Annotated in this window: 29 protein-coding genes and 1 other annotated feature; of the genes, 1 reads left to right on the forward strand and 28 read right to left on the reverse strand. The window is 40.5% G+C overall.

All coding sequences use genetic code 11. The features are described 5' to 3' along the window. Positions 1-2: 2 nt before the first annotated feature. The 7 genes from yajC to MKY71_RS11800 all read right to left on the reverse strand — a co-directional run bounded on the left by yajC (position 3) and on the right by MKY71_RS11800 (position 6449). A complete protein-coding gene (gene yajC / locus MKY71_RS11770) occupies positions 3-263 on the reverse strand; it encodes a preprotein translocase subunit YajC (protein WP_014823349.1) in 261 nt (86 codons plus the stop codon). A 128-nt stretch (positions 264-391) separates the two neighbouring features. After that, positions 392-1549, reverse strand: coding sequence for a tRNA guanosine(34) transglycosylase Tgt (gene tgt / locus MKY71_RS11775; protein WP_340732730.1), 1158 nt, complete (start codon positions 1547-1549; stop codon positions 392-394). A gap of 117 nt (positions 1550-1666) precedes the next feature. Beyond that, positions 1667-2704 carry a tRNA preQ1(34) S-adenosylmethionine ribosyltransferase-isomerase QueA gene (queA, locus tag MKY71_RS11780; RefSeq protein WP_339172161.1) on the reverse strand — a complete coding sequence of 346 codons (1038 nt, stop codon included), beginning with the start codon at positions 2702-2704 and terminating at the stop codon, positions 1667-1669. A gap of 15 nt (positions 2705-2719) precedes the next feature. Next, positions 2720-3724: a Holliday junction branch migration DNA helicase RuvB gene (gene ruvB, locus MKY71_RS11785; RefSeq protein WP_339172163.1), complete on the reverse strand. Its 1005-nt coding sequence runs from the start codon at positions 3722-3724 to the stop codon at positions 2720-2722. A gap of 15 nt (positions 3725-3739) precedes the next feature. After that, positions 3740-4360, reverse strand: coding sequence for a Holliday junction branch migration protein RuvA (gene ruvA, locus MKY71_RS11790; RefSeq protein ID WP_339172165.1), 621 nt, complete (start codon positions 4358-4360; stop codon positions 3740-3742). A gap of 152 nt (positions 4361-4512) precedes the next feature. After that, positions 4513-5295, reverse strand: coding sequence for a phosphotransferase (locus tag MKY71_RS11795; RefSeq protein WP_339172167.1), 783 nt, complete (start codon positions 5293-5295; stop codon positions 4513-4515). Positions 5296-5345: 50 nt separating this feature from the next. Beyond that, the gene (locus tag MKY71_RS11800; RefSeq protein ID WP_340732731.1) at positions 5346-6449 is read right to left on the reverse strand and encodes a LysM peptidoglycan-binding domain-containing protein; all 1104 of its coding nucleotides are present in this window, start codon (positions 6447-6449) and stop codon (positions 5346-5348) included. Between the two features lie 124 nt (positions 6450-6573). On the opposite strand from MKY71_RS11800, the gene MKY71_RS11805 reads away from it, so the two are divergent. Then, positions 6574-7101 (forward strand): transcription repressor NadR, encoded by a 528-nt coding sequence (locus MKY71_RS11805; RefSeq protein ID WP_445265717.1) that lies wholly within the window; start codon positions 6574-6576, stop codon positions 7099-7101. A 52-nt stretch (positions 7102-7153) separates the two neighbouring features. Here MKY71_RS11805 and MKY71_RS11810 read toward each other — a convergent pair whose 3' ends face one another. The 21 genes from MKY71_RS11810 to MKY71_RS11910 all read right to left on the reverse strand — a co-directional run bounded on the left by MKY71_RS11810 (position 7154) and on the right by MKY71_RS11910 (position 23066). Beyond that, positions 7154-8446, reverse strand: a complete 1293-nt coding sequence (locus tag MKY71_RS11810; protein WP_340732732.1) for an FtsW/RodA/SpoVE family cell cycle protein — start codon at positions 8444-8446, stop codon at positions 7154-7156. Next, on the reverse strand, positions 8436-8831 hold the full coding sequence (locus MKY71_RS11815; protein ID WP_340732734.1) for a helix-turn-helix transcriptional regulator: 396 nt from the start codon (positions 8829-8831) through the stop codon (positions 8436-8438). The genes MKY71_RS11810 and MKY71_RS11815 overlap by 11 nt, the downstream gene beginning before the upstream one ends. Further along, positions 8824-9369 (reverse strand): sigma-70 family RNA polymerase sigma factor, encoded by a 546-nt coding sequence (locus MKY71_RS11820; RefSeq protein WP_340732736.1) that lies wholly within the window; start codon positions 9367-9369, stop codon positions 8824-8826. Before MKY71_RS11820 ends, MKY71_RS11815 begins: the two co-directional genes overlap by 8 nt. Before the next feature lie 452 nt (positions 9370-9821). Beyond that, a complete protein-coding gene (locus MKY71_RS11825; RefSeq protein WP_340732737.1) occupies positions 9822-10211 on the reverse strand; it encodes a thiol-disulfide oxidoreductase DCC family protein in 390 nt (129 codons plus the stop codon). A 10-nt stretch (positions 10212-10221) separates the two neighbouring features. Further along, complete coding sequence (pheA, locus tag MKY71_RS11830) at positions 10222-11094, reverse strand: prephenate dehydratase (protein WP_339195133.1); 873 nt, start codon at positions 11092-11094, stop codon at positions 10222-10224. Between the two features lie 150 nt (positions 11095-11244). Next, complete coding sequence (locus MKY71_RS11835) at positions 11245-11700, reverse strand: ACT domain-containing protein (protein WP_008405215.1); 456 nt, start codon at positions 11698-11700, stop codon at positions 11245-11247. 17 nt (positions 11701-11717) lie between these two features. Then, the gene (obgE, locus tag MKY71_RS11840) at positions 11718-13007 is read right to left on the reverse strand and encodes a GTPase ObgE (RefSeq protein ID WP_340732739.1); all 1290 of its coding nucleotides are present in this window, start codon (positions 13005-13007) and stop codon (positions 11718-11720) included. A 12-nt stretch (positions 13008-13019) separates the two neighbouring features. Beyond that, entirely contained in the window at positions 13020-13535 is a 516-nt protein-coding gene (locus tag MKY71_RS11845; protein ID WP_340732740.1) for a Spo0B domain-containing protein, read from the reverse strand. 204 nt (positions 13536-13739) lie between these two features. Further along, complete coding sequence (rpmA, locus tag MKY71_RS11850; protein ID WP_008405208.1) at positions 13740-14036, reverse strand: 50S ribosomal protein L27; 297 nt, start codon at positions 14034-14036, stop codon at positions 13740-13742. 13 nt (positions 14037-14049) lie between these two features. Further along, entirely contained in the window at positions 14050-14391 is a 342-nt protein-coding gene (locus tag MKY71_RS11855; protein WP_339172183.1) for a ribosomal-processing cysteine protease Prp, read from the reverse strand. 16 nt (positions 14392-14407) lie between these two features. Beyond that, a complete protein-coding gene (gene rplU / locus MKY71_RS11860) occupies positions 14408-14716 on the reverse strand; it encodes a 50S ribosomal protein L21 (RefSeq protein ID WP_008405205.1) in 309 nt (102 codons plus the stop codon). A gap of 14 nt (positions 14717-14730) precedes the next feature. Continuing rightward, positions 14731-14808: a sequence feature (ribosomal protein L21 leader region), on the reverse strand. A 45-nt stretch (positions 14809-14853) separates the two neighbouring features. Further along, a complete protein-coding gene (locus tag MKY71_RS11865) occupies positions 14854-15465 on the reverse strand; it encodes a site-2 protease family protein (protein WP_339172186.1) in 612 nt (203 codons plus the stop codon). Further along, on the reverse strand, positions 15466-16005 hold the full coding sequence (locus MKY71_RS11870) for a hypothetical protein (RefSeq protein WP_339172187.1): 540 nt from the start codon (positions 16003-16005) through the stop codon (positions 15466-15468). It abuts the gene before it with no gap. A 359-nt stretch (positions 16006-16364) separates the two neighbouring features. Next, positions 16365-17162, reverse strand: coding sequence for a septum site-determining protein MinD (gene minD / locus MKY71_RS11875; protein WP_339176622.1), 798 nt, complete (start codon positions 17160-17162; stop codon positions 16365-16367). A gap of 87 nt (positions 17163-17249) precedes the next feature. Further along, positions 17250-17918, reverse strand: coding sequence for a septum site-determining protein MinC (locus tag MKY71_RS11880; protein ID WP_339172190.1), 669 nt, complete (start codon positions 17916-17918; stop codon positions 17250-17252). 91 nt (positions 17919-18009) lie between these two features. Further along, positions 18010-18528, reverse strand: a complete 519-nt coding sequence (mreD, locus tag MKY71_RS11885; protein ID WP_339195140.1) for a rod shape-determining protein MreD — start codon at positions 18526-18528, stop codon at positions 18010-18012. Then, on the reverse strand, positions 18528-19445 hold the full coding sequence (gene mreC / locus MKY71_RS11890) for a rod shape-determining protein MreC (RefSeq protein WP_339172193.1): 918 nt from the start codon (positions 19443-19445) through the stop codon (positions 18528-18530). The genes mreD and mreC overlap by 1 nt, the downstream gene beginning before the upstream one ends. Before the next feature lie 12 nt (positions 19446-19457). Continuing rightward, entirely contained in the window at positions 19458-20474 is a 1017-nt protein-coding gene (locus tag MKY71_RS11895) for a rod shape-determining protein (protein ID WP_079528052.1), read from the reverse strand. 580 nt (positions 20475-21054) lie between these two features. Continuing rightward, the gene (gene radC / locus MKY71_RS11900) at positions 21055-21756 is read right to left on the reverse strand and encodes a RadC family protein (RefSeq protein WP_340732741.1); all 702 of its coding nucleotides are present in this window, start codon (positions 21754-21756) and stop codon (positions 21055-21057) included. An 11-nt stretch (positions 21757-21767) separates the two neighbouring features. Beyond that, entirely contained in the window at positions 21768-22361 is a 594-nt protein-coding gene (locus MKY71_RS11905; protein WP_339172199.1) for a Maf family protein, read from the reverse strand. A gap of 105 nt (positions 22362-22466) precedes the next feature. Further along, positions 22467-23066 (reverse strand): translation initiation factor 2, encoded by a 600-nt coding sequence (locus MKY71_RS11910; protein WP_339176623.1) that lies wholly within the window; start codon positions 23064-23066, stop codon positions 22467-22469. Positions 23067-23209 lie beyond the last annotated feature (143 nt).

A 23209-nucleotide genomic window follows, 5' to 3' on the forward strand; every position in this document is an offset into this window, starting at 1 on the left:
GTTTAAACTGATTCTACACGACCAATTGCTTGGCGTTCAAATTTTAAACGAGTATTCCCGTCAACGATTAAATAAACAGTCGTATCTTCAATTGCATCAACTTCTCCGTGTAAGCCACCTACAGTAACTACTTTATCCCCACGTTTTAAGCTGTTTTGCATTGTAGCGGTTGCTTTTTGACGTTTTTGTGCTGGACGAATTAAAATGAACCACATCGCAACGAACATTACGATAATCGGTAAAAATTGTACTAAACCTTCCATTTTCAAATTGCCCCCTTTCTCTATCTCTTTCTCACTTACCTAGTATAGTATAGAATTGCACGTTATTGCGCAAAAAACTCTATTTTTTCTCAAAAAATTATAGTGAATTTCGGATTTCGAACATATTTTTAGAAGTTTTTAGCATTTGGTTTATTGTAGCCGTACTTTTCAAAGAACTCTTCTTTGAAATCACCTAGACGGTCTTCACGGATCGCCTGACGTACATCTTCCATTAATTTAATAAGGAAGCGCAGGTTATGGTATGAAGTTAATCGTAAACCGAACGTTTCTTCCGTACGTAATAAATGACGCACATATGCACGAGTATAGTTTTTACAAGTATAACAATCACAATTCTCATCGATTGGCGTAAAGTCTTTTGCATATTTTGCATTTTTGATGACCATACGTCCTTCAGATGTCATTAATGTACCGTTACGTGCGATACGTGTTGGTAATACACAGTCAAACATATCGATACCGCGGATGGCTCCATCGATTAAAGAGTCCGGTGAACCGACACCCATTAAATAGCGTGGTTTATCGTCCGGCATCATTGGTGCAGTAAAGTCCAATACTTTGTTCATAATATCTTTCGGCTCACCAACTGATAAACCGCCGATTGCATAACCCGGGAAATCAAGCTCTACTAAAGCTTCAGCCGATTTACGGCGCAGCTCTTCATATTCTCCGCCTTGAATAATACCGAACAGTCCTTGCTCGTCAGGACGTTGGTGTGCTTCTTTACAACGTTTTGCCCAACGTGTTGTACGGTCAACAGATGCTTCCATATATTCATATGTCGCCGGGAATGGAGGACATTCATCAAACGCCATCATAATATCAGAACCTAAGTCGTTTTGAATTTCCATTGCTTTTTCCGGTGATAAAAACAGCTTGTCTCCATTTAAATGGTTACGGAAATGAACGCCTTCTTCTTCGATTTTACGGAATTTAGATAATGAGAATACTTGGAATCCGCCTGAATCCGTTAAAATTGGACGGTCCCAGTTCATGAATTTATGCAGCCCGCCTGCTTCTTTCACAATATCATTCCCTGGACGAAGCCATAGATGATATGTGTTTGAAAGGATAATTCCTGCATTCATTTCTTTTAATTCTTCAGGGCTCATTGCTTTTACTGTCGCTTGTGTACCAACCGGCATGAATGTCGGTGTTTCAAATGAACCATGCGGAGTATGGACAATACCTAATCGTGCACCCGTCTGTGCACATGTTTTAATCAATTCATAACGAATTGGTGGTTGTTTTGTTGTTTCAGTCATAATAAAAAAATCCTCTCGTTTCTAAAGTAAAAACAGTACTTCGAATGAAAACACCTACTAAGTTTAGTAGGTGTTGCACAAATTATTATTGTATATAGGTTTTGATTTAATTGCAAATTACTTAGCCGGGCGGATAAACATGGCATCGCCAAAGCTGAAGAATCGGTATTTTTCCTTAACCGCTTGTTCATAGGCGTTCATTATTGTTTCTTTCGATGCAAGTGCGCTGACAAGCATGACTAATGTCGACTTCGGTAAATGGAAGTTTGTAATGAGTCCATCGATTGCTTTATATTCATAACCCGGATAAATGAAAATATTTGTCCATCCCTGAGAAGCGACAATTTTCCCATCATTTCTCGATGCAACCGTTTCAAGTGTACGAGTGGAAGTTGTCCCTACCGAGATCACCTTGCCCCCCGCTTGTTTAACACGTTCGATTACAGCAGCTGCCTCTTCCGTCACACTGTAAAATTCAGAGTGCATATCATGGTCCTCAATCGAATCCACACTCACAGGACGGAATGTGCCAAGACCTACGTGCAATGTAATAAATACAACTTCGACACCTTTTGCTTTAATCGCCTCAAGTAAAGGTTGTGTAAAATGCAGACCCGCTGTTGGTGCAGCTGCAGACCCGCGCTCTTTCGCAAATACCGTTTGATAACGATCTTGGTCATCCAACTTTTCACGGATATATGGCGGTAACGGCATTTCACCAAGCTGATCTAAAATCTCATAAAAGATCCCGTCGTATGTGAATTTGAATGTACGGCCGCCGTGCTCAAGCTCACCTGTACAAGTCGCCGTCAATAGTCCGTCACCAAATGTCACGACAGTGCCTATTTTCACACGCTTCGCTGGCTTTACTAGCGTCTCCCACTCATCTTCATTTGTCTGTTTTAACAGCAATAATTCAATGTTCGCACCCGTATCAGCTTTAACACCCATTAAGCGTGCCGGCAATACGCGTGTATCATTCAATACTAAACAATCTCCGGCATTTAACTCATCCAAAATATGACCGAATGTGTGATGCTCCACTTCCAATGAGTTTGGATTTACTACCATTAGACGACTCGCTGTACGGTCCAACAATGGTGTTTGGGCAATTAATTCTTCTGGTAAATAAAAATCAAAATCTTCTACTTTCACGTTTAAAACTTCCTTCTATTCATTTTGTGTCGGCGGGTAACCGAAATGGTCGTAACATAGATTTGTCGCAATTCGGCCGCGTGGTGTTCGTTGGATAAATCCGATTTGCAGTAAATATGGTTCATATACATCTTCAATCGTAATGCGCTCTTCTCCAATCGATGCTGCTAATGCATCCAATCCGACAGGTCCGCCGCCGAATCGTTCAATCATTGACTGCATCAGCTTATGATCGATATGATCCAGTCCACGAGGGTCAACTTGCAGCAGTTCCAGTGCCTGTTCAGCCAGACTTGTGGAAACAATGCCATCTGCCAGTACTTGGGCGTAGTCCCGGACCCTTTTTAACAATCGGTTTGCAATACGAGGTGTCCCTCGGGATCTGCGTGCAATTTCAAATGCGGCATGCTTATCGAGTTGAACACCGAACAATTCACCGGACCGGATAACAATTTCAGCGAGTGACTGTTCATCATAATATTCCAGGCGGGATAATACACCAAAACGGTCACGAAGTGGAGCAGATAAAGCGCCAGCTCTCGTTGTTGCACCGACAAGAGTAAATGGCGGCAATTCCAATCGGATCGAACGGGCTTCAGGACCTTTTCCGACAACGATATCAAGACAGTAATCTTCCATCGCCGAATAGAGCACCTCTTCTATCGCTCTAGGCAGGCGATGAATTTCATCGATAAAAAGGACATCCCCTGCTTCAAGGGAGCTTAAAATCGCTGCTAGATCGCCAGGCCGCTCAATTGCAGGACCGCTCGTCATTTTCACATTTACATCCATCTCATTGGCAATAACGATTGCTAACGTCGTCTTACCTAAACCTGGTGGTCCATAAAGGAGAACATGGTCAAGACTTTCCTGACGTAGCTTAGCGGCCTCGATAAAGATTTTCAGGTTTTCCTTCACTTTATCCTGGCCTATGTATTGCGCTAGACGTTGCGGTCTTAAAGAAAGCTCAAACTGCTCTTCGGCATCTGTTGCTTCACCAGAAAGTACACGGTCTGACATGATTCTCACTCCTTTTTATTTCAATTTCAACAACAGCTTCAATGCCTGCTTAATATAGGCGTCTGTTGTCGTTAACTTTTCATCTTCACTTAATTGTGGTCTGATCTTATCTAATTCTTTTTCTGAATAGCCTAATGCCATAAGTGCCAGCATCGCTTCCTGCAATTCATGTTCATTCGGATTCACTCCGAACAACGGCAGCTCATTTTCCGCGCTCGGTAACTCGACGTGATCAAGCAGCATATCCAGTTTCCCCTTCAAATCCAGAATCATTTGACGTGCTGTTTTCTTTCCGACACCCGGGAAACGGATTAAAAATGCTTCATCTTCCATTTCAATTGCCTGGATGACTGAAGTTGGATTTCCGCTCGCTAAAATAGCAAGCGCACCTTTTGGACCGATGCCTGATACTTGAATCAGTTTTTTAAATAATTCACGTTGCTCCAAACTATTGAACCCATATAGATTTTGTGCATCTTCACGTACTTGCAATGACACATAGATCTGCTGTTCACTTGCAGACGTACGGAATGCAAATGGATTTGGTGTATACAGCATCCAGCCGATTCCTTGCTGCTCCAATACAATATATTCCGGGGTAACCCTAGTAACCTGTCCTTTTAAATAATCATACATCGTTTATCCCTCACATTTCACGCTCTATTATAGCATAAGAACTGTGAATTACCGAACGTATGTTGCATCAAAAAAGAAAAGACCGTCCTTGAAGACAGCCTTTAATAGTTTATCATATTCTTCTCCATCTCACATCGATTATAAACTGCCAATTAGTTTTGCAATGTATCAATCTGTCTTGCAAAAGAATCATAATGTTTCATCCAGTCATATACAATCGATTGAATAAATGGATAGCAGGAAAGCTTTTGCCGGTCGCTGAGTTTCAAATAGTATAAACATTCCCTTAATATTTCATTCGGGAAAAACAGATAGTGAAGCTTTTCCTGCGCTTTATGCAAATATTGATGGTCATTTACAAGTGGCTGAACTTCATATTGAACATGTGGCAATACACGATGAAGCCATAAAATAATTTCATCTGACGCCTCTCCTAAAGAGGCTAAATCAAAATCAATAAGTTTCACATCTTCACCACGTAGCATCACATTATGATGAACAACATCCCCATGTAAAATCGTTGGCTTTTCACTCGGCACTGTAATTTGAGCCATTAAACCTAAGGCATAGGAAGCATGATTGACTAAAATATCATAATTGCTTTTTAGTAAACGTCTCAATTCTCTTTCATGATTGATAAAACGCTCGAATCTCCTCGTCCATTTCTCCTGTAATTGATACGTGGACAAGATGCCCAATTCCGCCCAAGGAATGACTTCATTTGTTTCATGCAGTTTTTCGATAGCATGGAGGGAAAGCTGCTGATGTTCAAAACGTTTATACTCAGCACTTTTCCCCTCAAACCAAAACTGCTTTATTATATGCTTCTCTTCATTTTCAACAAGTGGAATATGATATGGAAATTGTATATTTTCAAGCTCTCGGTGAACCGCTTTAACTTTCTGTGCAACAAAACCATTTTCATAATACTTCATAAAAAAGGACCCTTTATGTGTATCCCACTTCCAGCAATTTTCCTTAATTACTATTGACATGATTTCGGCGGGTGTGGCATTTGTTGCATTTGAGGCATCGTATTTGCTGGATATGGCATCATCTGCTGCATTGTATTTTCAGGATACGGCATCGGCATCATATGTGGGTGACAAGGGTTTGGTTGACGCATCATGTGGTCAATTTCTTCATAATACTGATGTACTAGGTGATCCTTATCCTGACAATGATCTCTTTTTAATGATGACTCTTCGTGGCAAATCGGCTGCATCTGCATCTGCATTTGCATCGGCATCGACATTGGCATTGGCTCCATATACATATTTGGTTGCATCTGCATTGGGGATTCCATTGCCATTTGGTTACATTTCGAACAACCCGGCATTTGCGGCATCGGCATTGGCATTGGCATCGGCATTGGCTGCATATGCATTGGAGATTCCATTGCCATTTGATGACATTTTGAACATACAGGCATTTGAGGCATTGGCATTGGCATTGGCATCGGCATATGGTGACATGTTGGACATACCGGCATTTGCGGCATTGGCATCGGCATTGGTTGGATATATTGCGGTTGCTCGATAAAAATTGGTTGCTGTGGTTGCTGCGGAGGTTGTTGAGCAACCGGTTGCTGTGGTGTCGGCATTGGTTGCGGTACTGTCACCGTATTTTCGAATGTCGGCTGAACATGTACATGTGTTTGCCAATTCGGCATTGGCATCGGCATCGGCTGCGGTTGCTGGAAATAAATAATATCCCCTTGCCAAATCGGTTTTTGCGGTTGTGGCATTGGCATCGGAGCCGGTGTTGGAGCCGGTGCTGGCGCTGGTGCTGGCGCTGGTGCTGGCTTAACTTGCTCTTTTTTCGGCGCTGGGACTGGGGCTGGAGCTGGTTTTGGTGCCGGCGCCGGTGTTGGTACCGGTTGCTCTTTAACAGACTTTGGCTGTTCCTTCACTGGTTGCTGCACTTCTTTTTTCGTAGTCGTGTCCGGTAAATAGATTTCCATTCCCGGAACAATATAGTCAGGGTTTGCTAAATGGGCATTTAATCGCTTTAACTCATCAAAGCCAACCGCGTATTGCTTCGCGATTTTCCACAAAGTGTCTCCCTTTTGAACAATATGAACGCGCACTTCTTTCCTCCTTTTCTCGTAATAGCATATGCACAAATTGTGCTATTGCCACAATGTTCACGCTTAGCAAACGGTAAATATGATAAGATAAAAAGGAACTGGTATGCTAATTGAGGTGAAGATATTGAAAAAGTTATTAGGTGAAGAACGTCGTCTGGAACTGCTCGCATTGTTAAAAAATGCTGAACAACCGATGACGGGTACAGATTTGGCGAAGCATACAAATGTTTCAAGACAAGTTATCGTCAATGATATGAATTTATTGAAAGCACGAAATGAACCGATTGTAGCAACAAGCCAAGGGTATATTTATATGCACAACGTCCAGCAAACACGCCTTCAGCGAAAAATTGTGTGTATGCACAATCCAAATGAAGCTAAAGAAGAACTTTTCATATTGGTCGATTGTGGCGTGACTGTCGAAAGCGTTATTGTCGAACATCCGGTATATGGAGAAATTACCGCTTCGATTATGGTTTCGAACCGTTTGGAAGTTGAGCATTTTGTGAAACGCGTCCAGGAAACGAACGCCCTGTATCTATCTGCATTAACGGATGGTACACACCTGCACGTCATTAGCTCGACTTCTGAAGAAAGCCTGAACCTGGCCGAAGAGAAATTACGCCAGCGCGGCTTCTTAATTGAAAACTAAGTTAAAACAGCTTATTCAAAAGACACTCGTCCGATGAATAAGCTGTTTTTCATTATGAATAATTCCGTTGTACTCCATATCCGGTGAATGTTTTCCTGCGATATACACTTAGTGCAATCCCGATGACAAACGAATTTAATAATAGAGACGTAAAACCATAACTGATAAAAGGAAGCGCCAATCCGATAATCGGCAGCCAGCCAAGGATCATCGCAACAGAATAGCCAAACTGCATGCAGTAAAAAGAGACTGCTCCAATTACAAGCATTTTCCCATAGGAACGGGGTAATCGGTTCACTTTCCAAAGTATACGAACGGCAACGGCAAATAATACCGAAACGACGGCAATTCCTGCAATATATCCGAATTTCTGAATAAGCAGTACTAAAGCGAAGTCGGTATGCCCTTCCGGAATATAACGAATCGTCTCCGCGCCAAACCATCCTGCTTCATTTAATGCATTTTTAACTGCCAAATAAACATAGCCTTCCTCTGTCGGATAACTGGCCGGATCCAAATATGCGTATAGCCGCACAAGCTGGTAATCATGCAACCGGGGTATAATGAGGAACATATTGCTCGCTACGAACCCGCTTACCGCTAAACTTGTTACTATTTTTGCCTTGGCGGAATAATCACTGACAAAAAATAAAACCGTCACTACCCCAGCATACAGGAATGCTGCTATCAGGCTTGGCGCACTTAAAATAAACCATAACGGCAAAACAAATAAGACGATTAACTGCCAGCTTTTAAATTTCCCCCGCGTAAAAAAACCTGCCCAGGCAATGAACAGCATTGGTAAAACGGTCAAAGCCTGAATCTGTATCGGTCCTGCCATTAAATAGCTTTGCCCCTGCACTCTAACTGTCGGGAAATAACTTAATACCATTAACAGAATAAGTGCACCTAAATATAGAGCGAGACTGAATCGTTCCACCTTCCGATAATCGGTATACATCAGGACGGCAATCAATATTACGGCAAATACAAGATGCAGCCACTTACCTCGAATAAAATGATTGGTCATATCGGCTCCAAAAAAGATGGTACTGTCAAATGTTACTAGCGGGATAAAACTTGTACCTAAAAGAATGGCCACTAAACCGATTAATAGCCAGTCTACTTTCGGTCGGTGAATTTTATCCATCGATTTACCGATTTCAGAAGGCGACCCCATTTCTTCGATTGCTTTTCGCTCTGCTTCCTCCGCTGTATACCCTTTTTTCATCCATGCAATTTTCGAATGTTCTAGATGTTGCTTTAATTCATCATATACATGAACCTGAGCTTCCTTCGATCGAATAAAGGCAGTGACTTTTCTTAAGAAGCTTTCACTCTGCATGCATGCGCACCCCCAGTAAACGTTCCTTAAAAGTCAGTTTCACATGACCTTCTTGCTGTAATTGTTTTTTACCGGCCTTCGTTAGCTTGTAACGCTTAACACCGTCATTCCAACTGGCAAACACAAGTCCATCGTTTTCCTGTTCATGTAGAATGGAATAGATCATGCCCTCATTGTTGACAACATCCTGTACTCCCCTTACATGGAGTAACTGCGTAATTTCAATACCGGACTTCGCTTCGAAAAGAAGTGATAGAATCATTTTTTTCAACTCATCGACGTTTAACTGACGCTGAACATGTTGCTTGTGCTGCTCTGTGAATTTCGTGCCGGAAAATGCAGTGCGATCCATCGCTGTTTTCAAATTTTTTAAACGATCATCCATTTCCTTCACGCTCCAGATGTTTTTTTAATAGCTGCTTCCCTTTTCGAAGCCTCGTTTTTACGGTGTTTTCATTAATTTGCAGTACATCGGCCATTTCCTTCATCGTCCGATCTTCGTAATAGCATAAATAAATAACTTCACGGTATTTGACCGGCAGCGCCATGACCGCCTTTACTAAATCAGCATCTTCCTGCTGCTGGATGACTTCCTGTTCTACGGAATGGCTGCTTTCCACTTTCATAAACACTTCATCATCTTTTGCTTCGACATTTTTGGCATACCAGCTTTTCAGATAATCTTTCGAATGGTTAATGGCAATGCGCCAAAGCCACGTTTTTAACGACGAGCCATACTGAAATGTTGGAAGTGCCCTGTAGCATTTCACGAAAATTTCCTGTGTCAGATCCTCGGCAACCGAGTTGTTATGTACATATTGCATGACAAGCTTTAATACGTCTTCTCCGTACTGTTGCATAAGTTCGTCTATAATCGCTTCATTTGATAAGTTAACGGTATCATTGATTAAGTAACTTTCCACCGGAATACCTCCTTTCAACAATTAGACGAGCCCCGTTATAGGAAAGTTTGATTTCTTATCGGAAATTCTAATATATTTGAAGATCTTCTAATATAAATTTTTATCTTCTAATAAAATGGCAGTTTTCTAATATACTGGCCGGATGTGCTAATATAATTTCTTATTTTCTAATATCATTGCCGGATGTTCAAATATCCGCATGAGATGTTCTAATATGTTGCACCAATCTTCTAATATAAACGGTACGCCTATTTTTTTTCGCCCCTATACGGACAAAAAATCCGGAGTACGTATTCAAATTTCCCCAAAGTTCTAATATCCTCTTCACATGTTCGAATAAACGCCACCATTGTTCTAATAACCGGCAAGATTGTTCTAATAAAATCTCCCCCGACAACTTCCGAACAAATAAAAAGCGCACTCTGCATGAAAGCAAAGTGCACCTGTACATCTTATAAAAAACGTTTACGCTGTTCTGGTGACGGTAACATGCATTCCTGCTTTTTCCCGAACCATTTGTAGCGGTTTTTGGCAATCCAGCGATACACAATATCGCGAACCGGCTTCGGTACAACGATAAATACATAAAACAACTTCCACAAACCTGATAAATTTCGTGTAATCTTAAGTGCGGCCGTCGATTCCGTATAATGCCGGTCATTTTCTATAAACACAATGCTGTCCGTTGTTTCCGGCACATCATACTTTTTCAACAAAGCTGCTCCAACATCACTTTGAAGCGAGGCAAACTGAAATAATGCTTTCGGGTCACGTTTAATAATAAACTGGACGCTCGCATCACAGAAATTGCACTCTCCATCAAATAATAAGATTCGCTTCATGCTTTTCACCTCATTCTGGTGTGACGTATGTATAATAGGTTCCGAGTGACTTCACCTTACATCCGAGCGCTATCAGTTCTTCCACAGCGCCTTTCATCATCGGTTCCTCTTCATCTGCTAGTATATCAGTTATGAAGAAATAATTCCCGAGTCCGGTTTTAAGTGGACGCGATTCAATCTTGCTCAAGTTCAGTTTACGCCATGCAAATACCGAAAGTACTTGATGAAGCGCCCCTGATACATCTGTCGGCAATGTCAGCATGAATGTCGTTTTTGGCTGTGCGTGAAGCGGGACTAAGCCATGCTTTATATTTTGCTTCGATAAAACGAAGAAACGCGTATGATTAAAATGGAAATCATGAATATTTTTTTCGAGTATATGTAAATTATATTTCTCAGCGGCAGAAAGGTTCGCAACAGCGGCGATACAGCGGTCTTCCGTTTGGGAAACAAGTTCTGCTGCGGCGGCAGTTGAAGAATACGATGTTTGTCTTACTCCTCCATGATTATAATATAAATATTTATGACACTGTGCCAAAGCATGTGGATGTGAATAAATCTCTTCGATTGCCTCGCTATTTTCCGCAAATTTTTTATTAACTAATAAATGCTGCTGGATTTTTGACATGACTTCGGCTGTAACAAAAAGCTCGGATTCATGGAACAAATAGTCAATTGTCAGCGGAACAGATCCTTCCAGCGCATTTTCAACTGGTACAACGGCCAGCTCGACTTTCCCCTCCGATACAGCTTCGATACATTCCGGAATGGACTTGTACGGAATATGCCAATCATTCGGAAACAGACCTTTTGTCGCTAAATATGTAAATGATGCTTCCGGACCTAGATAAGCAATTCTTTTTTCCCAATTTTTTTCTGACATAAAAAAGCACCTCTATTATAAGTTCTAAATTTTCTGGAAATTAATCCTAAAAAGAAAGCTGTCCAATATGCCCTGAAACTTATTGGACAGCAAATTTTATTTATTTTCTGATGCCATTGCCATTACATAGGACATCTCACTTTAAGTAAGTTAAAATGCGCCTGAACTGATTACTTCAGCAGATTCGATAAATTCAAGCTGATTCAAGCTTCGAATAAGTTCATCCAGCTCATAAGACATGCTTGTCACATCTAAAGAAAGCGTCACATTGGCACGTCCCTGAATCGGAATCGTCTGGTGAATCGTCAGTACATTGCAATGGGCATCAGATACAGTTTCGAGTAATTTGGCAAGTGTACCTTTTCGGTCTTGTAATTGAATGAAAACCGTTAAAATACGCTCTTGCACAATCGAATGGAAAGGAAAAACTGCATCACGATATTTATAAAATGCGCTGCGAGATAAATCCACTTCTTTTACCGCATCCCAAATGGATGAAACAGATCCTTTTTGCAATAATTGTTTTGCTTCCAATGTTTTTTGCATCGCATCTGTCAGGACATCTTCACGCACTAAATAATATCGCTGATTTGCTACGTTTTTCATCGTCATCCCCCACTTAATTAGTCGACAAAGTCAAATTCGAATTCCATTAAACGAACAGTATCGCCGTTTTGAGCACCGCGTTTACGTAACTCTTCATCGACACCCATCGCACGTAACTGGCGAGCAAAGCGTCGAATACCGTCTTCACGGCTGAAGTCCGTCATTTTGAATAGGCGTTCGATTGTGTATCCTGAAAGTACGTATGCACCATCATCATCACGTGTAATTTCGAAGTCGCCACCTTGGCCTTCATGCTTGTACATTACTACCGCATCTGATTCTTCTTCAAATACATCATGTAATAAGAACTCAGGTGTTACTTCTAAAAGATCCGCAATTTCAAATAGCAATGGCTTTAAACCTTGACGGGAAACGGCTGAAATCGGGAAGATTTTTACATCTTCGCCTACTTTCTTTTTGAACTCTTCCAAGTTCTCTTCCGCATTCGGCATATCCATTTTATTTGCTACGATAATTTGAGGACGCTCAAGTAATCGTAAATTATATTGTTCAAGCTCATTGTTGATTGTTACATAATCATCATAAGGTTCGCGGCCTTCCATACCGGACATATCAATTACGTGTACGATGACACGTGTACGCTCGATGTGACGCAGGAACTGCATCCCTAATCCGACACCTTGGTGTGCGCCTTCGATTAGACCAGGTAAATCCGCCATTGCGAATGAACGGCCATCATCTGTTTCCACCATACCTAAGTTCGGTACGATTGTTGTAAAGTGGTAAGCACCGATTTTAGGTTTTGCAGAAGAAACTACCGATAGTAATGTTGATTTACCTACTGAAGGGAAACCAACCAATCCAACATCCGCTAATACTTTCAATTCTAAAATTACTTCCAGTTCCTGACCTGGTTCACCTTTTTCGGCTAATTCCGGTGCAGGGTTAGAAGGTGTTGCAAAACGGCAGTTACCGCGTCCGCCACGGCCCGCTTTAGCAATAATCGCTTGTTGGCCATGTTCAACTAAATCGGCAATGACTGTTTTTGTTTCTGCATTCATTACAACTGTACCTGGTGGCACCTTAACGATTAAATCTTCTGCACGACGACCGTGCATCCCTTTACTCATTCCGTGCTCTCCACGTTCAGCTTTGAAGTGACGTTTGTAACGGAAATCCATTAACGTACGTAAACCTTCTTCAACTTCAAATACTACGTTACCGCCACGTGCTCCATCTCCACCTGCCGGACCACCATTCGGTACATACTTTTCACGGCGGAATGCAACCATTCCATCCCCGCCGTCTCCACCTTTAACATAAATCTTAACGTGATCGACAAACATTTCTTTCACTCCTCATATGTGAAGAACATATTTCCAACTTGTATCCGTTTGTTCATATGTTTCCACATTAAAAATATTCTGTTCTATTGAAAATGGCGACTGTTCCCATTTTCCCTTTAAATGAAATGAAATATTCCATTTATCTTCATATGTTTCGATGTTTAACAGTAATTGATGCTCTTCATATGGATCAAGCTTGTCGTAAACATGAATAATTGTGTTTTCCAAGTATTGAACAATCGCTTCATCGTACTTGCTTTGTATTGGTGCATTTACATCACTCGTCATGCTTAGTTGTAAAGCCGGATAACGCCAGCAAAGGGTCTGAAGCCATTCGACTGTTTCCTTTATTTGGAGACGATTGATGTTCGAAAGCATTTTACAATGTTCAGACTGGTCAAAAATCACCTTTTTCGCTTCATCCACTCGTCCTAAATCCAGGTTCATCTGGATTAAATGAAGCTGATTCAAATAATCGTGATTTGCAAAGCGCAATGCTTCACTTACAGTTAATTTCGAAACGGTCATTTCACACACTCCGTATTACAGTATTATTAGTATAACAAGTTTTTTATCAGTTTTCCTTCCATACTCCATACTCATGACATATTCAATACTTAAGAAAAGTTCAATCATCCATTTGCATTGCTTGAAGGCATCGTTAATCATCAAAAATTTGTGCAAAAACTTAAAAAAAGGACTGCAATAAATGCAGTCCTTTCATTGCAAGAATTATGCTTCTTGAGCTGTAGGGTATACAGATACTTTTTTCTTGTCGCGACCATAGCGTTCAAATTTAACAACGCCGTCAACTTTTGCGAATAATGTATCGTCACCACCGCGGCCTACGTTTGTACCTGGGTAAATTTTTGTACCGCGTTGACGGTAAAGAATTGAACCACCAGTAACGAATTGACCATCAGCGCGTTTAGCACCAAGGCGTTTAGACTCAGAGTCACGTCCGTTTTTAGTAGAACCTACACCTTTTTTAGATGCGAAGAATTGAAGATCTAAAGTTAATAATAACATTCTGTTCCACCTCCTAGATCATTTTATATTTCAATTCGATATATTCTGAATAGCTCGCAGTCATTGTATAGAACTGTGTCACCATTGTGTTCAGAATAACTTGTAATTTAGCGTCTGTTTCATCATTCAGTTCAGCTTGCGGAATAGTCACTTTTAAGTAACCGCCTTCAGCACCTTGTTCGATTTCAGGAGTAACTCCTGTAATTTGCGGGATCGCGTTTACTGCACCGAAGGCAACAGCAGAAGCACCTGCACAAACTAAATCTCGACCATAGACATCCGATAAAGCATGTCCTGAAATTTCAAATCCATACGATTTACGATTATCATCACTATAAATAGTTACTGTAATCATGTCCATCACCTACTTATTAAGCGTTGATTGCTTCAACTACTAATTTAGTGTATGGTTGACGGTGACCTTGCTTACGACGGTAGTTCTTTTTCGCTTTAAGTTTGAAAACAGTAATTTTCTTTTGCTTACCTTCTTTAACAACTTTCGCTGTTACAGTAGCGCCAGCAACAGTTGGAGCTCCAACTTTAACTGTTTCTCCACCTACGAATAAAACTTTGTCAAAAGTTACGATTTCGTCAGCAGCCACACCTAGTTTTTCAACATAGATTTCTTGACCTGCTTCAACTTTGATTTGTTTTCCACCAGTTTCGATAATTGCGTACATTAAAATGCACCTCCTCTTAGACTCAGACTCGCCCGGAATTGCAGGTGACCTATAAAGGTACTTAAACCTGTTCAGCGCGGTTGCAGTAGCACGGGTGCTACAAACAATAACATTAAAATACTACCACATCGAAATTATCAAGTCAACCGCTTCATTACTATTTTCTCAAAAGCAGCGCGGTATTTCCGATATTTCCAATCTCCAATAACTTTGCTCCATAAAAAGAGGCTAATAATTACTAAAGATAATGATTGCGGCAATAAATATAATAGTACGATAATTGTTCCCGTAAGTAAATAAAAAGAAGCCGTTAAATAAAATTCGAAAATTTTAGAAAACGGCTGCCGTTTCAAAATGCTGTAACATATTATTCTCCCACCATCGAGTGGCCAAATCGGAACAAGATTAATAGCAAGAATAAAGAGCTGCACTTCTATTAATTTAGCACTCAGCATATCAGGCAGAAATAAACTGATGAAGATTCCGAGACATGTTGCAACAGGTCCTCCAATAGCAATGATGATCAGCTGATTATAGGATAACTGCAGTTCATCCTTAATCGTCATTTCCCCGCCGTACGGAACAATTTTACATTGCGTTATTTTCGCTCCGACGAGTTTTGCAGCAATAAAATGACCTAACTCATGAAATAAAAGCGAAACAATAATAACGCTGTATAAAGCGATATCTCCATATAAAACAATTGATAAGAGCAGTAACAAAAACAATGGATGAATCGTAACTTTCATCTAAATCGGCTGTTCCTTTAGCCAGCGAATCGTTTCTTCCATATTCAACACTTGCCCGTCACGTTCGATCTGAATGTAGAGTTCCCCGCTTTTTTTCGTTGCGACTATCGTTCCTTTTGTTACGGTCGTGTACGGTAATACGTAGAAATCGTCCACAAATCCGAATGTAACCGTATCGCCTGTATCATAAACAACCGAGACCGTTTTCCCGTTATACTTTGTATGGCCCGTAAATACAATCATCCCATCATACAATGCATTTAATACAAACGGTTCATCATACACGAGTAAATATCCGTCATTAAAACGATCAATCGTCTCAAAAAGCTGTAACTGATTAATCGATACATCTGCACTAACAGGGAGCTGCTGGTCTTCTTTAGATAACATATTCACAACCGCTTTTCGCATCATGACTAAATCATCCGAACTGTAGACAATGGAATGGATGACACGTTTTGTAGCGAGATCCCCATAATAATTACAGCTATAAATAACAACAAAGACAATACTCGCGATGAGCCACTGCCATTTTTTCAAGCTCACCATCCAATCTTTTTGCACTATTATATGTCAGGAATGACAATACAATTCAAGAAAGCCTGTACATAGAAACAAAAGCGCTAAAGCCCTTTCAGCTCCGAGTGGGCAAAACGCCACATCCATGTGGCATGCCCCCAATGACTCACATCGTGTGAGCCGCAAGACTTGGAGGGCCCGACGCAAAAGTAAACGCTTCACCACTTTTGCATGAGGGACCGAAATGACCGAGGAGCTGGCGCTTTAGCCTAGACGGGAAGTAACCCTGTTTCAAAGTGATCCACAATGCCAAACCTTTAATTTCTTTAACAAAAAAAAGCTGTAAAGAATAATTGAATCTATCCCATACAGCTGACTTCTTATTTAAATAATGCTTTCAGTTTCGCGAAAACGCCTTTTGGCTGATCATCTTCCAAGGACATTAGCGGCACAGAATCCCCTAATATACGGCGTGCGATATTACGGTATCCCAATGATGCTTTGTTGTTCGGATTCATGACAATTGGTTCACCTTTGTTGGATGAACTGATAACATCTTCACTATCGACGATGATTCCCAATAAATCAATCGATAAATGAGTCGTTACTTCTGTAATATCCATTGCATCTCCGGTGTTCATCAAACTTTTACGGATTCGGTTAATAATAAGCTTTGGCGGTTCAATCGGCTCCTGCTCAAGCAATCCGATAATTCGATCCGCATCTCTTACTGCAGAAATTTCAGGTGTCGTCACAACGATGGCACGATCCGCACCAGCAACCGCATTGCGGTAGCCTTGCTCAATACCAGCAGGACAATCAATTAAAATATAGTCAAACTCACGCTTCAACTCATCAATCAAAGCTTTCATCTGTTCAGGGTTGATGGCGTTTTTGTCTGTATTTTGGGCAGCAGGCATCAAGTATAGACGTTCATCTACACGCTTGTCTTTTACTAATGCCTGATGCATTTTACAACGCCCTTCAATTACGTCCACTAAATCATAAATGATCCGATTTTCCAAGCCTAATATAACGTCTAAATTACGCAGTCCGATATCCGTATCGACTAGACAAACTTTCTTACCTTGAAGTGCCAATGCCGTTCCTAGGTTTGCAGTCGTAGTAGTTTTCCCTACTCCACCTTTTCCTGAAGTTATAACGATTGCTTCTCCCACATTAGCGGCCCCTTCCTTATATAAGGTAGCTTTTTGAGCTCCAGTATCATCAGTATTCTTAGAGAATAATAATTCTTCATCACTCATTTAGCTTCCTCCTTTGAATGTTGATAAATTCGGTCGTACATTTCTTATTTCCTGGATTCTGTCATATGCTATTACATTGTTTTCTCCAAGATAGGCAAAAATTTGATCGGTATTATCTAATATATATTGCGACTCGTTCGTCATTACTTCCACATAATTCCCAATTAATATATGTGTCGGTTCAAAATGTGACGCGGATACAATTGCTTGTTCATTGCCACCCATTCCTGCATGCACAATGCCCTTTAACTTACCCGCAATATGTACATTACCCCCTGCCTCAATACGTCCGTTAGGATTCACATCTCCTAACACAAGTATATCACCCGTTACACGAATTGTTTGTCCGGAACGCACTATGCCTACAAATGTTTCTAAGCGACTTGTCTCTAGGAGTTTATGGCTTTCTTCCAATGTAATGACATCACTTTGGATCTTTTTTACACATAGTTTTTGCTGTCCTTCCACAATTTCAGTGAGCTGGTCTTTTTGCTCTTGTGTACAGTAACGTTTTCCTAAGTGCAGTTGTACATCTATTTTACCATCAAGATGGCCGTCTGTAACTTTTTTTCCAAGTTCTTCTACCAACTCAGCAAAAGAACATTGGTCATCCAAACGTAGTACTAACCCATCTTTTGTTCCTTTAATATGGATAAGTTGTTTTTTCATAGCTTTTTCAAGTCACCTCGCGCTACATAATAACGAAAAGAAAACAAACGGATTATCGGTCCGTTTTGTTTCTTTTCGTTTTTTTAAAATGCTATTGTGCCCGTTGAAATACACGAGCGCTAAGACAATATTTAAACGCCCATGCAAGCATTATCAAAAATAATAGATTACCAATTGTTGTCGGAACTAATCGATTTACTAGAAACGGCTGAAGCGCCATCGTTGTAAATTGAAGCATATAGAAAAATTCATATACAACAAATTCGAAAACAATCATTAGCAATAATGCCAAAATCGTAGAAAATACTAAATGTGGATGAACACGTTTTACACACCATGCCGCAATATAGCAGATTGCAGGATATAAAACTGTATATAGACCAATAATATTAATATAAAACACATCAAAACAAAGTCCAAAAATAAGACCATAAATCATCGCTTTTTTTCGGCTGTAATAAATGGATAGAAAAATTAAATATAAAATTAAAAAACGCGGAATCAAATAATAGATTCCTTCGCCGAACTGCAATGGAGAGAAGACGGCGAATTCAGATTCCAGCAAAAACAGCAAGACAGCAACGAAGCCAATTAAAAATCGAGCGAGCATTACTTATCCCCCTCATTTTCATCGGCTGGTCCATTTACTAGATCTTCATTTGTATTGCCCCCGTCAGACCCATCTACCGAAATTGTTTTGCGCTTAGCAATTATAACATGTTCGATCATTGAAAAATCTGCTGCTGGTTTGACATAGGCCATTTTCGTTAAACCGAAATCATCCGTTGTTACTTCAGTAATCTCACCGATCAGGATACCTTTCGGGAAGATTCCACCGAGTCCGGAAGACAAGACTTTTCCGCCTTCTTTCAGATCAACTTTGGAATCGATACGCTTTAATAATAATTCGTTACGCTCAACGTCATACCCTTCTACTAAACCATGAATTTCCCTATTCTTTTCATCATGGACTACTGCTGATACACGATAGTTTTCATTATTCGTATAAAGCAACTCCACTTCAGAAGTATAAGGTGTTGCGATGACAATTTTACCAACTAGCCCTCGAGAAGTCATAACAGCCATGTTTTTTTCAACACCATGTGCTGTCCCTTTATTTAAAATAATTTTTTCTTCCCACTGATCAGGGTTTCTCGCGATGACCGTCGCCTGAATTGGGTCGAAATCACGCAAACTTTCCTCGATTGATGCGAGTTCACGCAATGAAGAATTTTCTGCCTTTAATGTGCTTACCTCCGCCTTTAGGACGGCAAAGTCTTCTAGACGCATTTTTAAGCGCTGGTTCTCTTCATACGTATTTAACAGCGAATCAATATTGCTAAAAATACCTGTTATGTAATTAGCCGGCTTTGCGACAAGCGATTGTGCAAAGCCAACTGTATCTTTAATAATTTTCTCGGGTAATGTTGCGTTATGACGATCACGTAAAGAGAAACCAATCAATGCCACTAGAAAAATCACGCTTACTAATAGGACAATTAACTTTTTATTAGAAAAATGTGGCACTGCCAGTCCTCCTTACTTCAATTGTTGCGCGCGAATTAAAGCGATGTTGTCTAATGCTTTACCCGTACCGATTGCAACACAATCCAACGGATCTTCAGCAATAAATACAGGCATTTTTGTTTCATCGCTGATTACTTTATCTAAGTTGCGTAATAATGCACCACCGCCTGTTAAAACAATGCCGCGCTCCATTACGTCTGCAGATAATTCAGGTGGTGTTTGTTCCAATGTTTTCTTAACGCCATCTAAAATTACTACGATTGCTTCATGTAATGATTTTGAAATTTCATCTGATGTAATTTCAATTGTTTTTGGTAAACCTGTTAATAGGTCACGTCCGCGAATTTCCATCGTTTCAGCAGGTCCTTCAGCACGTGCCGTACCGATTTCAACCTTGATGCTTTCCGCCGTACGTTCACCAATAGTTAAGTTATATGTTTTACGGATGTAGGCAATGATTGACTGATCCATTGCATCACCACCAACACGTACTGATTCACTTGTTACAATACCGCCAAGCGAAATAACAGCAACTTCTGTTGTACCGCCACCGATATCAACTACCATCGAACCTGTTGGCTCCCATACAGGTAAGTTTGCACCGATTGCCGCAGCAAATGGTTCTTCAATTGTAAATGCTTCTTTTGCGCCTGCTTGACGGCTTGCATCAATAACAGCACGTTGCTCAACTGAAGTAATACCATATGGCACACAAATCATGACATTCGGTTTCTTCCAGTTAGACCCTGATGCTTTCATTGCTTCTTTTAAATAATATTGGATCATTGCTGTTGTAATTTCAAAATCAGCAATAACGCCATCTTTCATCGGGCGGATAGCCACGATAGAACCCGGTGTACGACCGATCATATTTTTTGCGTCATTTCCGACTGCTACAATATCGCCTGTTTTTGTATTTTTCGCGACTACTGAAGGTTCACGTAATACAATTCCTTTACCTTTTACAAATACTAATGTATTAGCTGTGCCAAGATCGATCCCGACATCTTTATTCCCTAATCCAAACAAATTAAGTACTCCCTTTCTTATTAAAACGATTTCTAATTTATGATGCTAGCAAAATCATACGCTCTATTATAACGAATTCCATCAAAAAATTATAGTGTTACTAGCACCGAATCGCGACTTTTGTCGAATGTTTTTTTCTGCAACACTACTTTACTATTGTATTTCTATTTGCGTTACGAGACAAATAAAATTAATATGTAAGATTTAACAAAATCGCCACATACTTATGACGAATATAACAGATAAAAGTTGCGATTGCGAAAATTGTCGATGAATTTTTAAATCCGTAATAATTGTTATCGCAATGTAATAATTCCTAATTATAAAATAACTACAATCATGAGACATAATTCAAAACACCATTTTTTCTTTTTAAGAAAAAATGGTGTTTTTTCACTGTCCGTATTAATGATTTCCATTTCGGGACGCTTTCCGCGGGCACGGCCTGAGCCTGTAGTCTCAGGCGTCGTGCTTTTCCCGCTGGAGTCGCCCTCCATTCCAATCAATTTTATAAAGTATTCGTTTCTTTTATAAGAGTTATTGAACTTTCTCTATAAAATTTCTACGTTTGTCCAGTTACCTAGAAATATCCTTTTTCCTTCATGCTTATAAACTGATGATCGCCAATGATGACGTGGTCGAGCAAATCGACTCCGACTATTTTACCGGCTTCATAAAGTCTTGTCGTGACATCGATATCTTCCGGGCTTGGGGTCGGGATGCCGCTTGGATGGTTGTGGGAACAAATGATAGAAGCAGCGGAACGTTTTACAGCTTCGCGAAAAATTTCCCGTGGATGGACGATGCTTGCATTTAAGCTCCCAACAAAAATGGTTTGCTTATGGAGCACCTGATTTTTTACGTTAAGAAAAAGACAGACAAAATGTTCCTGCTGTAATGACGTCATATCCTGCATTAAGAAGGTAGCTGCATCTTCCGGCGAGCGAATTGTAAACCGCTCTTCCAAATCTTTGGATGCGAGTCTTCTTCCCAGTTCGATCGCAGCAAGCAGCAAAACTGCCTTCGCTTCCCCAATCCCTTTAATCTCGGTTATTTCTTCAAGTGTTGCATGCTTTAAATTATGCAATTTCTCGAAGTTGATCAATACCCGATTGGCTACTGTCAATACAGACTCTCTTTTTGTTCCGGTACCGAGCAATATAGCAATAAGCTCCTGGTTCGACAGACTTTTTGCGCCTTGGCGGATGAGGCGTTCTCGCGGGCGGTCCGCTTCATGCACGTCATGGATTTTCATATTTAATAACGGTTGTTGGACCGTCATTTACATCACTCCTAAAATGGTAGTTTTAGTAGTTGTAATGTAAGCATTTTTTGCACTAATGTAGCAATCGGTAAACCGACGACATTATTGTAGTCGCCTTCAATACGGTCAACGAGCATGGCGCCACTCGTCTGAATTCCGTATCCGCCTGCTTTATCAAAAGGATCTCCTGTCTGAACATAGGCCTTGATCATCTGCGGGGAAATAGCTTTAAACAGCACCGATGTGACTTCAACAAATGTATGCTCAGTTCCATCCGGTAAAATCAGAGCTACAGCAGTCATCACTTCATGCCGTTTTCCTGCAAGTTTCGTTAAATGCTCTATAGCTTCTTCTTCCGAAACTGGCTTGTGCAGTATTTGGTCATTAAATACAACAATTGTATCCGCTCCGATAATACAATGGCCAGGACATTTTTTAGCCACATCACGCGCTTTCAATAATGCCACTTCTGTCACATATTCATGAACCGTATCGCCAGTGACACTTGTTTCGACAACATCACTTGTCACAATTTCAAACGGGACGTTCAGCATTTGGAGCAATTCCTTTCTCCGTGGTGATGCAGAAGCTAATATAAGTTGTTCATTAGTAGTAAAATTCATTTCCAATCCTCCTACACTCTATAGTAACTGAGAAAAGGAAATTTGAACAACAGCCAACTCCACTTCTATATATGAGAAAACACGATTTCTTGAAGTTTCCACCGATTAAAATGACACTTTCAAGCAATCAAGACTCTCAAAATAATTTATAAACATATGGAGACGAACAACATTCGGATTCGTGGAAAGCTTTGAAACTTCGGTCATTACTCCTGGCCAGTCTTCCGGCACCTGTTGTTTGTCAACTGATTCTGTCTCTTCTGTCGAGAACAGTTTTGAATCTTTCAATGTAACCGGCAGCTGCAGTTCTGCAGGATTCGGACAGCTGCTCGCAATCGTAATTTTTTTATAAAAACCTGTCGGCACTATCGTTAATGCCGTTTCCACTTTTTCAGTATCTAGTCGTGACCAGACAAAATATTGTTCGCCCACCTTAACGACGGCGGCTTTATTCAATGTAGGATAAGTCCCCAAAAATTGTGCTGCACTATCAAAATTTGAAAAAACACCATGCTGCAATGCAAAATACTCTTGCTGTACTTGCTGCTCCTCAGGTGTTTGAACAGTTGTCGGGATTGTTTCTGCAGCTTCTTCGGTTGTTGAAGGTAGTTGCAGTATAAAAACAAATAGTATGACGCCAGCAAGCCCTGTAATACTTCCAATGAACATTGCTTGAAAAATGGCATTATTCCTTAAAGCTTTCATCGTTGCCACAGCTCCATCTCTTTTTCATACAACCATAGCAAAATAACGATAAAAAAAGAGGAGACTGCTGTCGCCTCCTTCTAAAAAGTTTTCGCTATTATTCTTCTTTATTTGCAGCCCGCTTAAGGTCTTTCAAATAGCCA

Origin of the sequence: Solibacillus sp. FSL W7-1324, from assembly GCF_038008025.1 — a bacterium.
In the GTDB taxonomy this organism is placed as follows: domain Bacteria; phylum Bacillota; class Bacilli; order Bacillales_A; family Planococcaceae; genus Solibacillus.